Consider the following 14,502-nt stretch of genomic DNA (forward strand, 5'->3'; position numbering starts at 1 on the left):
TGTTCTTTTCTCTAAATCAACCAATTATTCAATTAGCCGTTCTATGAGATAATGGGCTTTGCGTGTGCCACAAGGAGACACGCGGCAGTAATGTGGTCGGGAAGTAGAGCGTGGAAGACCCATCCAATCCAGAAAACGGGCCGAAGACGGAGCCCGAGACGCCTAGGGATAACGGGGCCGAAAAGCCGCGGCGTCGGAAGCGCTATTTCTTTCTGCGCCTCGATTCATGGATCGACTCCACTTTGTGGAATGCCGGTTTTGGCCTCGCCGAGGCATGGGAAGAGATCACCATCTTCTTCCGCCGCTTCCGCGTTCGCGGCTGGAAGCGCATTCTTTTCGAACTGCTTGGTGAAGGCCTGACGCTCGGGACTGCCGGCTCCGTCGTCATGTTGATGCTCGCCATGCCCGCCTTCGAGGCAACCCAGGGCGATTGGCGCAATCGCGGCAATTTCGCCGTCACCTTCCTCGACCGCTACGGCAACGTCATCGGGCATCGCGGCATCATTCACGAAAATTCCGTGCCGGTCGACCAACTGCCGGACTATTTCATCAAGGCGGTGCTTGCGACCGAGGACCGGCGTTTCTTCGACCATTTCGGCATCGATGTCATCGGCCTGTTCCGCGCAGTCACCGTCAATGCGCAAGCCGGCGGCGTCGTCCAGGGCGGTTCGACGCTGACGCAGCAGCTCGCCAAGAACATCTTCCTCAGCAATGAGCGTTCCATCGAACGCAAGGTCAAAGAAGCCTTCCTGGCGATCTGGCTCGAGGCCAATCTCTCCAAGAAGGAGATCCTGAGCCTCTATCTCGACCGCACCTATATGGGCGGCGGCACCTTCGGCGCGGCGGCGGCGGCGCAGTTCTATTTCGGCAAGAGCATTACCGACGTCAATCTGGCGGAAGCGGCGATGCTCGCCGGCCTTTTCAAGGCGCCTGCGAAATATGCGCCACATGTCAATCTGCCGGCGGCGCGCGCCCGCGCCAACGACGTCTTGTCCAATCTCGTACAAAGCGGGCTGATGACCGAGGGACAGGTGATCGCCGCACGGCGCAACCCTGCTTCGGTCGTGGACCGTGCCCAGATCGAATCTCCGGATTATTTCCTCGACTGGGCCTTCGACGAGGTGCAGCGGCTTTCAAACCGGTTCCCCGAGCGCTCGCTGATCGTGCGCACCACCATCGATATGGGACTGCAGAAGGCTGCGGAGGATTCCGTCCAATCCAGCCTGATGGAGTTCGGCGAGCGCTACAAGGCCAAACAGGGCGCTTCGGTCGTCATCGAAAGCGGCGGCGCGGTGCGCGCCATGGTCGGCGGTAGCGACTACGGCGAAAGCCAGTTCAACCGCGCCACCAAGGCGCTGCGCCAGCCGGGTTCATCCTTCAAGATCTATACGTATTCGGTCGCGATGGAGAACGGCATGACGCCGACATCCACCATCGTCGATGCGCCGATCAGCTGGGGCAACTGGAGCCCGCACAATTACGAGAACCGCTACGAAGGCAAGGTGACGCTCACCCAGGCGCTGACGCAGTCGATCAACACGATCCCCGTGCGGCTCGCCAAGGAGAAATTCGGCATCCAGCCGATCCGTGAGATGGCCAAGGCCATGGGCGTTGAAACGCCGATCCGCAACGACAAGACCATTCCGATCGGCACGTCTGAAGTGACCGTTCTCGACCAGGCGACAGCCTATGCAGTCTTCCCAGCCAACGGCATGCAATCGCGCCGCCATGGCATCGAGCAGATCACCGGCTATGACGGCAAGGTGCTCTACGATTTCAGCCGCGACGAAGCGCCTGCGAAGCGGATTTTGACCGAAAAAGCCACGTCCTACATGAACCAGATGCTGACGCAGGTTCCGGTGATCGGCACCGGCCGCAAGGCAGCCCTCGACAACGGCATCGTGGTCGGCGGCAAGACCGGCACCACGCAGGCCTATCGCGACGCCTGGTTCATCGGCTTTACCGGCAACTACACCTGTGCCGTCTGGTTCGGGAATGACGATTATACGTCCACGAACAACATGACGGGCGGCACCCTACCGGCCATGACCTTCAAGAAGATCATGGATTACGCCAATCAGGGCATCGTGCTCAAGCCGATCCCGGGCATCGCCAACCCGTTCCCGGTACAGAAGCCGCAAACCGTTGCCGCCAAGAAGCCCGCCGACCCCGCCAATGGCGGCCTGCCGCCGCTGGTGCGGCCTCGTTCGCTTTCGGTGGATTCCACGAATATCCTGCGCGATATCGGCGAAAGGCTGAAGGCCGCGACACCGCTCGGCGTACAGAAAGTGGCGACAGCGGAGCGCCGCAGCGCGGCGGCGCCTGAGTGATCCATCCGCACGGAAATCGTACCGCGGTGTGATGCAGATGACGGCAGCAAATCTGCCCTCAAACCAACGGACGGAAGCCGGTGTTTCGGAAGCCCGTCGCCGTTCCCGATCCCAGCCATTGCTCTCAAGACAGCCGTAAATAGCGGCTTGCCCTTCCCCCTACCGCCAGAATCAGGAATAAATCGACACTGATTTGTCACGAGGACGATCCTAGGGTGTTCCGAGTTCCCCTTCTTGTTGCGCTTTCGCTTGTCATCGCCTTTGGCGGCGGGATCGTGTTCACGCTTCTGGCGCTGGATGCCACCTCCGGCTTCGGCGCGATCAAGCTTGGCGCCTGGCAGGCTTTTCCCGAAATGCAGACGGCGGATGCGGACCCTTATGCGAAATCCCATAGAGCGCGCGCCGGGCGATTGCTTTACGGCACGGCCGAGGGGCTGGTTTTTACCGCTTCCGATGACGACAGCGGCACCAGGTTGACGGCAAGCTGTACCTACCGCATCAGCGGCCAGACGCCGCCAGCAAGGCTCTGGACCCTCTTCATCGCCGGCAATGATGGTCGGCCGATCGAGGACGCTGCCGGTCGCCCCTCCACCATCAATTCCTGGGTGGTGCTACGCAAGCCGGATTCGACCTTCAACATCACCGTTTCATCCAATGCCCAGGCGGGCAATTGGCTCGCCTTGCCGCCCACAGGCAATTTTCGCCTGGTATGGACGCTCCTGGATTCGCCCGCGGCCAGCAATTCCGGCCTGATCGATCTCGGCATGCCGAAACTCGAGAAGATCGGGTGCGGCAATGTTTAGGTTCGTCTTTGCGATCCTGACCGGCATATTCGGTGCGGTACTGCTGCATATCATCATCATTCTGTCGCTGCCGCATTTCTCCGACCGGGACGCCTATACGCGTGTATCGGACGAAGGTGACGAGAACCATTTCTACATGCTCGACAACAAGGATGACGATGCTGGGCTTTCCAACACCGATCCCTATATCCGCACCGCCGTCTGCGCCTTCGACATCGAGGATACGCCCGTTCATCTGACCGCGAAGGGCAAGGTGCCATTCTGGTCGCTCGCCATTTATGATGCGGCATCCAATGAGGTGTTCAGCATGAGCGACCGCACATCGGTCGGCGGGACGCTCGATTTGCTGCTTGCATCGCCCGTCCAGCTGACTGGCATACGCAAGGCACTACCACCTGCCCTTGCCCAATCGATTCTGGTGGAAGTGCCGCGAGCCCAGGGCTATGCGGTACTGCGCACCATGGCGCCTCAGGCAAGCTTCGACGATGCGGCGCGAGAATTCCTCTCCGAGGCCGGCTGCGACGAATTCGACAATGGCTGAGACTTGGGCTGAGATCGTGGGTTGAAACCCTGGATCGAGAGTTAGACGGCAGGAACTGGCTGATCCATAACGAGGGCCGCAGCAGGCGCTATCCGGCTGGATTACAGCGGCAACTGGCAGGCGCGCATGTACTCGCCATGCGCTTGCATATCTTGAAGCGCTTACTTCCCCTTTGCCCGCTTCGGGCCTGCTCCCGGGCGATGCGTTGGCGTATCAAGATGCTCGTAACGCACGCCGGTGAACAAAAGTATCTTTGCCTCCACCGGCTCTTTCTGGGCGCGCGGTGGCAGGCGCAATCGCCAATCCGAAAGAGATATGATCTTTGCCATTCTCGTCTCCATTAACGTCTCGAGACGGATGAACCTGCGACTTGATTTCACCCTGCCCGCCACTGAAGCGGGCTAGCGCTCCCCACCATTCCAGCCTTTATCTTTGGGCTTCAATGGAGGCATCCGCGCCTTCTCACGGCATTTCCCTTACACCGTGGCATGGGCACCGATTTTCGGCTCCCATGCTGTCCTTACACTCGATCACATTCTGCCAATGGCTGCTTTCAATCGGAATTCAGACATATCGCAGTTAACAGAATGCTAATTCGCGTCGCTCGTCATTCTCGGCATCACTCGTCATACTCTATTAACGCCGTAGCAGCGGGTTTGGTTTCATCGGCCGTTGAAAAATTACAGGAAGCGTTTTCGCCATAAAATCTAGCAATATCATATTCTTAATTAAAAATATGACCCAGCGGGCAAATGGAAAGCATGAGCGCTGCGTTGCAGAAAAGCGTCACGCAAATATTATTTGCGCTCACGAAAAATTAACGTAATGTAAGATCGAAATTCGAGGGCGATCTATGTTTGCGGCGGGCAGTTCCGTCTTTTCACCGGAGGATGTCACAGTCCTGCGCAACGCGCTGGACGGGTGGTGTCTGGAAAAGCGGATAGATATTAAAAGTACCGAAGCCCAGTTCGCGGCCACCGCGGCAATCGGCCTTTTTCAATCGGGCTACAATACCTCGGAAAAGCTGCTCGCGGCCTTGCGCGAGCATAAGGGCATCTGAGACATTCCCCATTCACACCAAGAGGCCGGCTGGAGCCCAATATCCGCTTCGCAAGCGTGATAGTATCGTCTTCGACTACCTTGCCGCGACATGCACCCTTAGATTGAATCCCGCATCGGCCGTGTATGCCGAGAAAGGTTTTCCACAGGTGGGCTTTACGCGCCAAACCGCAGCTTATGCGGCCAAAACCTTGATGCCCGCCTCGCGCAAGCTTAACGCGCAATTTTTATTCGGATTTTAATAAAGTTTTCACGAACCATTAACCCTGGCGGCCTTAGTCTTTCACGAAAGCCAGATAAGGACGACCGTGTCCAAACCCGTTTCGACAAGCGCTGCCGAACACGCCCTCTTCACCGAAAGGGCTGCCCGGCGCGACTGGAATGAGGCGAGGCGAAACGCTTGGTCGACCATCGGGTTCCCTGCTTTTTTGTTCAGCGTATCAGTATGGGTGTTGGCGTGCGTGATCGGTTTCGAGATCTTGAAGAGCCTGCGACTGTCCGCAAGAAGGACGTGGTTCTGATGGCGACCATCACCAGCTTCGAAGGCATGGGCCATCCATCCAAATCGGAACTGCGCCAGTTCGCCGAGCTTTTCACCCCCGTTTTCCAGGCGTCTTCGGACGAGGCAAAGCGACAGGCGGTTGCCGCTCTCTCCCAATGCGAGACCGTGCCGCAAGCCGTTGCTCTGTTCATCGGCTGTCAGCCGATCGCCATTGCCGCGCCCTTCCTGACAAGTTCGCAGGCGATCGACGATGACACACTCATCACTATCGCCCGCACGCAAGGGGCCGCCCATGCGCGGGCAATCGTCCGTCGGTCATCCCTCTCTCCCAAGGTCATAGACGCGCTCGTCGGTCTGCATCAGGCCGAGCCGGAACGCGGCATGACCGTGCAAGAGCAGCCAGCGGATGTCGCTTCATCTCAAGCCGAGACGGCAGAAACCGAACGGCAATCACGCGAAGAAATCTTGCGCCAGCAGATCAAACAGGCTGCGCGTCATCTGACCCGCGACGACAGCGACCGGCTCGGTCTGCGCAGCCTCAGCGAGACGCAGGAGGCACTGCTCGTCCGCTTTGCGCGCGAGCGCGACGCAGCGCAATTTGCTACCACGCTCGCCGATGCCCTCTCCTCCAGCTACTGGCTTGCGGAACGCATCCTGCTCGATACTTCGGGGCAACAGCTCGCGGTCACGCTCGTCAGCCTCGGCATGGGCATCGCCGATGCCGTCTACTCGCTCGAGCGCTTCTATCCGCATCTGGCCGAACGGCATGGCAGTGTCAGCCGGGCATGGCTGGTACTCGACAATATCGACACGGAAGAAAGCCAGGCGCGCGTCGAGGCATGGCGTCGCGCCGACAGCTACACCTATCTGCCGCAGGAGAAGCCGGCCCAGCCACCCGCAGCGCCGTTGTTCGGCGCGAAATCCGGGGCTGTCCGCGAGTTGCGCGTGGCAAACAGGCGGTAGAGACGGCTCAATCCAGCGGATTGGCGCGCAAACCGGCTAAAGGGACGATATCGCCGATATCGTCCGTTTCCAGTTCGACGACCCACAAATCAGGATCGAATTTCAGCTCGCGATCGAGCGTTTCGCGGATTTCCTGCGGATCCCTGCGGTCGATGCGCGTTTCAAAAAGCCGCGTTCCGCTCTCCTCCTCATCGAACAGGCTCTGTGGCGCCGGCGCATAGAGGGTTTCCGATCCATCACGGAAGCGCTGGCGGATGAAGATCGCGCCCGCCTGCTCCTCGCCCTTGTGCTCGACAGCAGCAAAATCGCCACGGGTGAACAGGCGGCGGATAAGGGCGGAAACAAAGATATCGCTGCGCAATCTCATGTGCGAGCTATAGCGGCGCGGGCCTGCCAACGCAAATTGAAGGCACCTGCTGAGCTTAGGTCATTACCAAGGTGACGATCGGCGCTTGCGTGGCCGCCTTAAAGCGCGCCGATATCCTGCAGCTTCTTGAGGACCGTCATGTTCGGCTCGCCGGTTTCGGGCAGGCGATAGTGCTTCTGGAAGCGGCGGATAGCCGCCTTCGTCTGCTCTCCGGCAACGCCGTCGATGCTGACATTGCTGTAGGCGATGTTGCTCAGACCCTTCTGGATCTGCATGACCATATTCACCTTGTTGACCGCATCGCCTGGCGTTGCCTTGGCCACGACGGCGCCGGTCCTGATATTCTTCTCGGCATTCTGGATGGCGGCGGCGACCGGATCGATCGCGTCCGCCGTAGCGGAAACATTGACGGGGCGCTCTGTGGGAACGGCGGCCGCCGTATTCGCCCTGCCGCTCGCTGCCTGCGCATTGGCGGCATTGCTGGCCTTGAGGGCGGCCAGAAGCTCCGGCGTCGGCGTGCCGGTCTGTGCAAGGCCAGACGCCTCCTGAAAGAAGAGGATGGCCGATGTCGTGCGGGATCCCGGCTTTCCATCGGCGGCGCCATCATAGAGGCCGTGACGAATAAGTTCGGCCTGTATATCGGCAATGAGCTTCGACGGCGCGCTGGACGACTGTGTTGCGGCTGCGCCTGCTGCCTGCCCGGTTGGCGACGGCGTGGCGGGATCGGAAGTCGAATCCTGTCGTTCGATCCGAAACGTGGTGACATTGCCGGCATCGGCCTGCTGCGCGTGCAGGAAGGATTTGCGGCCGGGGATCTGATAGGGGGACACCGGATCGCGGGTGCGCAATATTGGCGATGGATGCGCGCCCGTCTGATACCAGAGCGCATTTGCGGTGACGAAACCGAAAACCCCGAAGAAGAGTGCGACGCCGCCGGCAATTGCGGGATGACGACCGACCGCACTGCCGATCACGGCGGCGAGCGCACTAGCACCGCGAAGGCCAAGGCCGCCCAGCGCGGTGCTGCCGCGCAGGCTCAGGCTGCCAAGGGCAACCGCACCACGGGAAGCAAGGCCAGGCTGCTTGCGCTTGCCCTTTCCTCTTCCCTTAGGCGATTTTCGCTTTTGCGGGGCCATTCATCAGTTCCTTGTTTCGCCCTTCGTCTATCTCCACAGTATGTTTCAGGCGCGGCGGAAAATCGACAGGACGATTAGCATCCACAGGCTGTTGCATCGTCACGGCACCGGAGCCGTCGAAGGGAATGAGGATGGTAATGACCGTGCCTTCACCCGGCGCGCTGGCAATCGAGAAGTTTCCGCCATGCAAGCCGACGAGGCCCTTGACCAACGATAGACCGAGACCTGTGCCGGCGTAACGGCGGGTGTAATCGTTCTGGATCTGCACGAAGGGCTGGCCAAGCGAGGCCAGCCGCTCGCTGGCAATGCCGATGCCCGTATCACCGATCGACAGCTTCAGCATACCATCCGCAAGGGCCGCGTCGATGGTGATCGCGCCGCCCGCATCGGTGAACTTGATGGCGTTGCCGACGAGGTTGATGAGGATCTGCTGGATGGCCCGCTGGTCGGCGACGATCTCGCCGAGGCCGCGCTGGATGCGGCTCGTGAGCGTCAGCCCCTTTTCCTTCGCCTGCAGGCCGAGCATTGCTTCGCATGTCGCGATGGTGTCTTCGATCGCGAAGGATTCGAGCAGCAGCTCATAGCGGCCAGCCTCGATCTTGCTCATGTCGAGCATGGTGTTGACGACCGACAGAAGATGCGCGCCGGACTGGCGGATCAGGCCGACATATTCCCGCTGGCGATCGTTTTCCAGCTTGCCGAAATATTCGCCGCTGAGAATATCGGAGAAACCCAGGATCGCGTTGAGTGGAGTACGCAGTTCATGGCTGACGGCAGCCAGGAAGCGCGACTTGGCGTCATTGGCCGATTCCGCCTCGGCCGCCTTGCGCGCCGCATCTTCACGAAGTTGCTGGTCCTGGGAGATATCGCGCAGCTGGCTGACAATTGCCGTCAGGCGCCCCTCGCCATCGCGGCGGGCGGTCAACTCCATGCGCACATGGACGAATTGCTCATCGCTGCTGGCGACCGCCGAACGCTCGAGGCGCAAATCGGCACCATGGGCATCCCTGCCCTGGCGCAACACATCGATAGCCTGCAAGAAGACGATCCGGTCGGAGACATGGATCTGTTCGACGAAGCCGCGCCCGGTGGGGTCGCGCATCCAGCTCAGAAATTCCGTACGGTCGCGACCGCCGACCGTGGTCACATTGCCCTGAGGATCAAACAGCAGGACGAGGCCGAAGGCCGACTCCAGCATCAGGTCACGGTGCTCGACGATGACCGCCTCTGCCGGATGGAGGGCAGGCCTTTGACGCGACAACGCGATGCTACCGACGGCCGAAAAGAGGAAAGCGGCGCAGACCGTAGCCACGCCGGCAGGCAGCGCCACGGCCGGACTGGTGACGAGGGAAAGACCCGCCGGAACGGCAAAGAGCGCAACGGAAGAAGCAAGCGCAAGCCGGCGCAGGATCGCCAGTTCCTGCCCACGGACTTCGCCATCCCCGCTCGTCCGGGAGAGCCAGCTTCGGCCTACCCGGTCCACGAAGGCTGCAGCCCCGACAGAAATGTCACTCAATACGCGCACACTACAACCCGTCAAAACGGTCACTTATTGGACCGCACAATAGGCCCCGCCGACTTAAGGAAAGAATAAAGAAGGAACGCGCCGAGCCGCCAAAAAGGCCCCAAAATCCCGTTTTGATGCAGAATGAGGGACCTTTGTTTTTTGTGGTTAACAGCGGGTAAGCAACGGATTTTATTCGTATTTCCGCCGCGCGTTAACTTTTACGGCAAGGCTTTCATCCGCAAACCCCTGCATATCAGGCGGATAGGGCGAGACATGCTTAACAGCAATCGCTACAATTTGAACCAAATGCTTGTTCAAAGTCGGAAAGCTAAAATTTGAATCAAAATTGCAGAAAATGCTGCCGAGTTTTGAAAAGCACTGTTGTCCTCTGCCGGATAGGGTTCGAACCAGATCGGACGGGCAAGTCCGAATCGGCGCTCGAGCCGAGCGACAGAGAGGATGGGCTAGGCGATGTGGTTTCTGATTAGAGCAGGGTTCTGGTTTTCGCTGGTTCTCATGTTCCTGCCGATCTTTGCAAAACCCGAAGGCGGGCCTCGGCCGGGCGGCGAACCGGCGGTACAGGTTTCCGATGCGATTTCGGCTGCATCAGGCGTCGTTCAATATGTCGGCGCCATGTGCAACGAAAAGCCTGAGGTCTGCGTCAAGGGGGGCGAAACGCTGACCGCTCTCGGATATCAGGTCGGCGACGGTGCCCGTGTTGCCTACGACCTGCTCGGCCGCCATTTCAAGGATCAGCAGTCGGCCGCGGAGCCTAATGCGACAGCGGCTCGCACAAACACCGATCAGGTCGCCGCCATGACCCAGCCGATGCCGGCCAAGCGCATCACCGGCACCGAGACAGCGGACGTCGTCGTTACCGGCACGGTCAAGCTGCCGTCTTCCATTCCGCTACCGATGCCGCGCCCGCACATCTGACATTTCTTCCATTGGCCCCAACTTTGGCGCCGCTGACCTCTTATGGTCAGCGGCGTTCTTTATCGTCCCGGGTTCAAATCGGGCACCGTTTCGCCTATATGCAAGACAATGGACAATCTGGACTGCTGCAATGACACCGCTTGAGAAGATCATCGAAGACTTTTCCTTCCTGGACGAATGGGAGGATCGCTATCGCTTTGTGATCGAGCTCGGCAAGGCGCTGCCCGATCTGCCGGAGGAAAAGCGGACGCTGGAAAACAAGGTGCAGGGCTGTGCAAGCCAGGTCTGGCTCGTCACACATGCGTCCGGCGACCCGGACAATCCGATATTGACCTTTGAAGGCGATTCAGACGCACATATCGTGCGTGGGCTGGTGGCGATCGTGCTCGCTACCTATTCCGGCAAGCCAGCTTCGGAAATCGCGGCTCTCGATGCAATCGACGTCTTCGGGAAGATCGGGCTGGTGGAGCATCTCTCCTCGCAGCGCGCCAACGGATTGCGCTCGATGATCAAACGCATTCGCGAAGAAGCTCGTGCCAGGGCTGCGGCATAGGCAGCACCTGCGACCAACATGGGATAACCCGACCTGAAAGCCGGGTTATCTTCAAGCTCGTTATGGAACTCTCAGCGGCCGCGCTTGCGACGCTGGCCGAGGCCCATTTCCTTTGCCAGGCGCGACCGGGCTTCTGCATAGGCCGGCGCGACCATCGGATAATCCGCAGCGAGATCCCATTTTTCGCGATATTCTTCCGGCGAGAGACCATGATGAGTCATGAGATGTCGCTTCAAAGACTTGAAGCTGCCACCACATTCCAGGCAGGTGATCTGGTCGTCCTGCACGGATTTACGAACGGATACGGCCGGCTTCTGCTTTTCGACCACGGTTACGGCAGGTGCCGGAGCCGAGGTGCTGCTCAAGGCGGAATGTACGTCGGAAATCAAATTTGGAAGGTCGCTGACCGGTACGACATGGTTGCTGACATAGGCCGCAACAATGTCGGCAGTCAGTTCAACCAGTAACTCCTGCCCGTTGCCAAGGGCCGCATCTGTCATTGTGTTCTCCTGTTCATCGGCTTGCCTGCTGCGTCCGCGCCTCCGGAGAGCACGCAGGGCACAACGTTGCTATATAATTTGCGCTTGGCTACGGAAATCTGTTGATTTCGCTATGTCCCAGCGCCGAGCAATCCGCGCGAACGCATTGCTCGTATTCGTAGCAGTCACCAGCAAGAAAACGGTGGATAAAACCAAATTTCTTTCCACATGAAATCCACCCCTAGACCTCATGCGAGAGAAAACCGCCACTTGCCGCCTGATATCAGAATTAGCGACCGCGATAGCGATCTTTAATCGCTTACCGGAAGAAAGTTTTGCTCAGCTTTTCATCAAAGAAAGATAAAAGCATCGAGAGCTTAAACCCGGTCGAGACTAACTCAACATCAGAACTCTACTTGAATCTGAATTAGCACTCTTTATCCAAATGTCCAGTTTTTAATCCCTACATTTCTTCGCAAAAAATTCATCTACTAAAAAACAGATAACTAATAACGCGAACAGCTATTCCTTTGTGAACAATCTCCGCGTTTGTTAGCCCTTCTTCCTATACGCGCTTTTCGTGATCTGCTCCCGCGCCAGCAGTTCATCCCGCACCGAAGGCGGCGTCAGCCGATGTCCGGCCTTATGCGCCGCGCGCGCGAGTAGATGTGCCGCAATCGGTGCGGTCAGCACGAAAAAGACGAAGCCGGCCAATGCTCTCGCCAGGACCGATATGTCCTGCGAGTGGATACCGACTGCAAGTAGCAGCAAGCCGGAGCCGACCGTACCCGCCTTCGACGCCGCATGCATGCGACTGTAGAGATCGGGGAGACGTACGATGCCGATCGCGGCGATGAGCGAGAACAGCGCACCCGAAAGTAGAAGCGCGGCTACTATGGTGGCCCAAAGCAAATCCACTATCGCCCTCCCTTCTTCCGCCCGTGGTGCTTACGAGCCTTCTTGCCTTCGGCGGCGATGCTCTCATCCGACCCTGCACGGGCGCGTCGCGCGGTATCTGATTGCGCCTGCGTCAGGATAAACCGTGCGAAGGCGACGGTCGCGAGAAAGCCAACGAGGCCGAGCGAGATGGCAATATCGATATAGAGCGTAAAACCCGTCTTGATGGCGATCACGGCGATGAAGCCTATGGCGATCGCCACCAGCATGTCGAGCGCGAGAACCCGGTCCGGCAAGGTCGGACCGACCACCACACGGTAGACCGTAAGCAGGAAGGCGATACTCAGAATGCCGAGCGCCACCATTGCGGCGGACGAAACGACGGATGCGGCGATCATCGGAAAGCCTCCATGATGCGCCGCTCGAAGCCATCGGCAATGCTGCGCCTGATGGCCGCCGGATCGGAGCAGTCGAGGGCGTGAACATAGAGCGTCTTGCGATCATCAGAAACATCGACGGAGAGCGTGCCTGGCGTCAGGGTGATGAGATTGGCAAGCAGAGTGATTTCGAAATCGCGGTCGACGGTCAACGGAAAGGCGAAAATGCCGGGCTTCACATCCATCCTAGGGCTCATGACGGTGACGGCAACCGCCCAGACCGACTTGGCAAGCTCGCACACGAACACCAGCAGAAGCATGAGGATCCGCCTGATGCGGCCGAGATAAAGGACGCCCCCATAGGACGAGCGCACGATCGCCAGCGCAATTGCAGCCAAGACGAAGCCGAATACCAGATTGACGAAGGAGGTGCTGCCGGTGATGGCGACCCAGACGATGGCGAGCAGCAAATTGAAGACGAACAGGATCATTGAACGCCTCCTGCCATGGGGAAGACGGATCGCAGATAGGCCGATGGCTGTTCGAGACCGAGGGCGGCAGCCTGCGTCAGATGCAGGAGTGACTCTGGAAACAGGCCGAAGCCGACGACAAACAGGCCAAGGACCAGCAGCGGCAGAGCGGTCTGCCATCCGATCGGCTCCGTCGCGGTGACGTCAGCCACAGCGGGGCGCCAATAGGCGAGGAGGAACACTCGCCCGAAGACGATCGTCGTCAGGAAACCGGCCAAGAGGATTGTTGCGGCCAGCCACCATGCGCCCGCTGCAAGCGCCGCCTTGACCAGCACGACCTTGGGCCAGAAGCCGGAAAAAGGCGGCAGGCCGCTGATGGCGAAAAACAGCACCAGCGAGAGGCCGGCAAACCAGCCACTGCGCCGATAGAGCCCACCAAGGGCCGTGAGCGAGAAGCTGCCACCGAGCCGAGCCACTTGGCCGGCGATCAGATAGAGCGCCGTCATCAGCACCATAGAATGCAGCGCATAGAAGATCGCGCCGCTCAGACCATCGGCGCTGCCAAGAGCCACGCCCGCCAGCATCGTGCCGATGCCTGATATGACGATATAGCCAAGCATACGGCGGATATCGTTTGCTCCGAGCGCACCCACGACACCGACGAGCATGGTGGCAATAGCAATGACTGTGACGAGTGGACCAAGCCCCGCCCGCTCGACCGGCAGCAGCATGACCAGAACCCGGATGAGCGCATAGATGCCGACCTTGGTGAGCAGGCCGGCAAACAGGGCTGAAACGGTGATGCGCGGCGTGTGATAGGAAGCCGGAAGCCAGAAATTGACCGGAAAGGCGGCGGCCTTCATGCCAAAGGCCAGCAGGAACAGACCCGCCAGCGTCATCAGCGGCGCGCTGCTGTTGATCGCCCTCGCCTTCATAGCGATATCGGCCATGTTGAGCGTGCCGAACACGGCATAGAGATAGCCGACGGAGACGAGAAAGAGCGTCGTGGCGATGAGATTGAGGACGGCATATTTCATTGCACCGTCGATCTGCTCCGGCTCAGAACCGAGGATCAGCAGACCGAAGGACGAAATCAGCAGCACCTCGAACCAGACATAGAGGTTGAAGATATCACCCGTCAGGAAGGCACCGCTGACGCCGGCGAGCAACAGCATCAGGAAGGGAAAGAAACCGTATCGCCGGCCGCTCACTGTGATTTCGCCGAGCGAATAAACACTTGCCGCAAGTGCTGCGAGCGCCGCCGTCAAGGCCATGAGTGCGCCGAAAATATCGACGCTGAAGGCGATGCCGAAGGGCGGCAGCCATCGTCCCATGACCATGGTCACGGCACCGTTGCTGACGACCTTGTAGAGCAAGGCGGCGTCGATCAGCACCAGCAGCACCAGGCCGGGAATGGCAATCGCTCCGTGCCATTCCGTGCGGTTGCGCAGCATTAGAAGGATCGCGCCGAGCCCGATGCACAATGCGACGGGCGATATGACCAGCCAATGTCCCATCGGTATCGGCGCGGCAACCAACGCGTGGGAGAGATCAACTGCGGTATCCGTGGGTCCAGCCATGA

At 59.4% G+C, this 14,502-nt stretch carries 16 protein-coding genes; 7 read left to right on the top strand and 9 right to left on the bottom strand.

The genetic code is table 11. From position 1 onward, the window contains the following. Positions 1–110 precede the first annotated feature (110 nt). The 3 genes from AC13Q5_RS04405 (at position 111) to AC13Q5_RS04415 (ending at position 3,674) form a co-directional block, all read left to right on the top strand. On the top strand, positions 111–2,330 hold the full coding sequence (locus AC13Q5_RS04405) for a transglycosylase domain-containing protein (protein WP_488500932.1): 2,220 nt from the start codon (positions 111–113) through the stop codon (positions 2,328–2,330). A gap of 215 nt (positions 2,331–2,545) precedes the next feature. Beyond that, positions 2,546–3,133: a DUF1214 domain-containing protein gene (locus AC13Q5_RS04410; protein ID WP_075852049.1), complete on the top strand. Its 588-nt coding sequence runs from the start codon at positions 2,546–2,548 to the stop codon at positions 3,131–3,133. After that, positions 3,126–3,674 (top strand): DUF1254 domain-containing protein, encoded by a 549-nt coding sequence (locus AC13Q5_RS04415; protein ID WP_075852048.1) that lies wholly within the window; start codon positions 3,126–3,128, stop codon positions 3,672–3,674. The genes AC13Q5_RS04410 and AC13Q5_RS04415 overlap by 8 nt, the downstream gene beginning before the upstream one ends. A 161-nt stretch (positions 3,675–3,835) precedes the next feature. On the opposite strand, the gene AC13Q5_RS04420 is transcribed toward AC13Q5_RS04415, so the two are convergent. Continuing rightward, a complete protein-coding gene (locus AC13Q5_RS04420; RefSeq protein ID WP_167459816.1) occupies positions 3,836–4,003 on the bottom strand; it encodes a hypothetical protein in 168 nt (55 codons plus the stop codon). Positions 4,004–4,527: 524 nt separating this feature from the next. On the opposite strand from AC13Q5_RS04420, the gene AC13Q5_RS04425 reads away from it, so the two are divergent. Together AC13Q5_RS04425 and AC13Q5_RS04430 are read left to right on the top strand one after the other, a co-directional pair. Further along, the gene (locus tag AC13Q5_RS04425; protein WP_457879838.1) at positions 4,528–4,734 is read left to right on the top strand and encodes a hypothetical protein; all 207 of its coding nucleotides are present in this window, start codon (positions 4,528–4,530) and stop codon (positions 4,732–4,734) included. 456 nt (positions 4,735–5,190) lie between these two features. After that, the gene (locus AC13Q5_RS04430; protein WP_488500933.1) at positions 5,191–6,198 is read left to right on the top strand and encodes a DUF2336 domain-containing protein; all 1,008 of its coding nucleotides are present in this window, start codon (positions 5,191–5,193) and stop codon (positions 6,196–6,198) included. A gap of 7 nt (positions 6,199–6,205) precedes the next feature. On the opposite strand, the gene AC13Q5_RS04435 is transcribed toward AC13Q5_RS04430, so the two are convergent. From AC13Q5_RS04435 to AC13Q5_RS04445, 3 genes are all read right to left on the bottom strand, one after another. Beyond that, positions 6,206–6,565 carry a DUF1491 family protein gene (locus tag AC13Q5_RS04435; protein WP_488500934.1) on the bottom strand — a complete coding sequence of 120 codons (360 nt, stop codon included), beginning with the start codon at positions 6,563–6,565 and terminating at the stop codon, positions 6,206–6,208. A gap of 98 nt (positions 6,566–6,663) precedes the next feature. Beyond that, positions 6,664–7,701: a peptidoglycan-binding domain-containing protein gene (locus AC13Q5_RS04440; RefSeq protein ID WP_488500935.1), complete on the bottom strand. Its 1,038-nt coding sequence runs from the start codon at positions 7,699–7,701 to the stop codon at positions 6,664–6,666. After that, a complete protein-coding gene (locus AC13Q5_RS04445) occupies positions 7,673–9,226 on the bottom strand; it encodes a sensor histidine kinase (RefSeq protein WP_488500936.1) in 1,554 nt (517 codons plus the stop codon). The genes AC13Q5_RS04440 and AC13Q5_RS04445 overlap by 29 nt, the downstream gene beginning before the upstream one ends. A 453-nt stretch (positions 9,227–9,679) precedes the next feature. On the opposite strand from AC13Q5_RS04445, the gene AC13Q5_RS04450 reads away from it, so the two are divergent. Further along, positions 9,680–10,144, top strand: a complete 465-nt coding sequence (locus tag AC13Q5_RS04450; protein WP_075852043.1) for a DUF5330 domain-containing protein — start codon at positions 9,680–9,682, stop codon at positions 10,142–10,144. Between the two features lie 130 nt (positions 10,145–10,274). After that, positions 10,275–10,697, top strand: a complete 423-nt coding sequence (locus AC13Q5_RS04455; RefSeq protein WP_488500937.1) for a SufE family protein — start codon at positions 10,275–10,277, stop codon at positions 10,695–10,697. A gap of 71 nt (positions 10,698–10,768) precedes the next feature. Here the strand turns inward: AC13Q5_RS04455 and AC13Q5_RS04460 are convergent, their stop codons facing one another. The 5 genes from AC13Q5_RS04460 to AC13Q5_RS04480 all read right to left on the bottom strand — a co-directional run bounded on the left by AC13Q5_RS04460 (position 10,769) and on the right by AC13Q5_RS04480 (position 14,500). Beyond that, positions 10,769–11,197, bottom strand: coding sequence for a Ros/MucR family transcriptional regulator (locus AC13Q5_RS04460; protein ID WP_069616071.1), 429 nt, complete (start codon positions 11,195–11,197; stop codon positions 10,769–10,771). A 531-nt stretch (positions 11,198–11,728) separates the two neighbouring features. Beyond that, positions 11,729–12,094 (bottom strand): monovalent cation/H(+) antiporter subunit G, encoded by a 366-nt coding sequence (mnhG, locus tag AC13Q5_RS04465; protein ID WP_075852041.1) that lies wholly within the window; start codon positions 12,092–12,094, stop codon positions 11,729–11,731. Further along, on the bottom strand, positions 12,094–12,471 hold the full coding sequence (locus AC13Q5_RS04470; protein WP_488500938.1) for a cation:proton antiporter: 378 nt from the start codon (positions 12,469–12,471) through the stop codon (positions 12,094–12,096). Before AC13Q5_RS04470 ends, mnhG begins: the two co-directional genes overlap by 1 nt. Then, the gene (locus tag AC13Q5_RS04475; protein ID WP_488500939.1) at positions 12,468–12,941 is read right to left on the bottom strand and encodes a Na+/H+ antiporter subunit E; all 474 of its coding nucleotides are present in this window, start codon (positions 12,939–12,941) and stop codon (positions 12,468–12,470) included. The genes AC13Q5_RS04470 and AC13Q5_RS04475 overlap by 4 nt, the downstream gene beginning before the upstream one ends. Further along, positions 12,938–14,500: a Na+/H+ antiporter subunit D gene (locus AC13Q5_RS04480; protein WP_488500940.1), complete on the bottom strand. Its 1,563-nt coding sequence runs from the start codon at positions 14,498–14,500 to the stop codon at positions 12,938–12,940. Before AC13Q5_RS04480 ends, AC13Q5_RS04475 begins: the two co-directional genes overlap by 4 nt. Positions 14,501–14,502 lie beyond the last annotated feature (2 nt).

It is taken from the genome of Martinezella sp. CNPSo 3964, assembly GCF_057784375.1.

Coding starts and splice junctions, on each gene's coding strand:
- AC13Q5_RS04435 (WP_488500934.1), bottom strand. CDS start 6,565: ATGAGATTGCGCAGCGATATCTTTGTTTCCGCCCTTATCCGCCGCCTG.
- AC13Q5_RS04440 (WP_488500935.1), bottom strand. CDS start 7,701: ATGGCCCCGCAAAAGCGAAAATCGCCTAAGGGAAGAGGAAAGGGCAAG.
- AC13Q5_RS04450 (WP_075852043.1), top strand. CDS start 9,680: ATGTGGTTTCTGATTAGAGCAGGGTTCTGGTTTTCGCTGGTTCTCATG.
- AC13Q5_RS04470 (WP_488500938.1), bottom strand. CDS start 12,471: ATGATCGCCGCATCCGTCGTTTCGTCCGCCGCAATGGTGGCGCTCGGC.
- AC13Q5_RS04425 (WP_457879838.1), top strand. CDS start 4,528: ATGTTTGCGGCGGGCAGTTCCGTCTTTTCACCGGAGGATGTCACAGTC.
- AC13Q5_RS04420 (WP_167459816.1), bottom strand. CDS start 4,003: ATGGCAAAGATCATATCTCTTTCGGATTGGCGATTGCGCCTGCCACCG.
- AC13Q5_RS04455 (WP_488500937.1), top strand. CDS start 10,275: ATGACACCGCTTGAGAAGATCATCGAAGACTTTTCCTTCCTGGACGAA.
- AC13Q5_RS04415 (WP_075852048.1), top strand. CDS start 3,126: ATGTTTAGGTTCGTCTTTGCGATCCTGACCGGCATATTCGGTGCGGTA.
- AC13Q5_RS04475 (WP_488500939.1), bottom strand. CDS start 12,941: ATGATCCTGTTCGTCTTCAATTTGCTGCTCGCCATCGTCTGGGTCGCC.
- AC13Q5_RS04480 (WP_488500940.1), bottom strand. CDS start 14,500: ATGGCTGGACCCACGGATACCGCAGTTGATCTCTCCCACGCGTTGGTT.
- AC13Q5_RS04460 (WP_069616071.1), bottom strand. CDS start 11,197: ATGACAGATGCGGCCCTTGGCAACGGGCAGGAGTTACTGGTTGAACTG.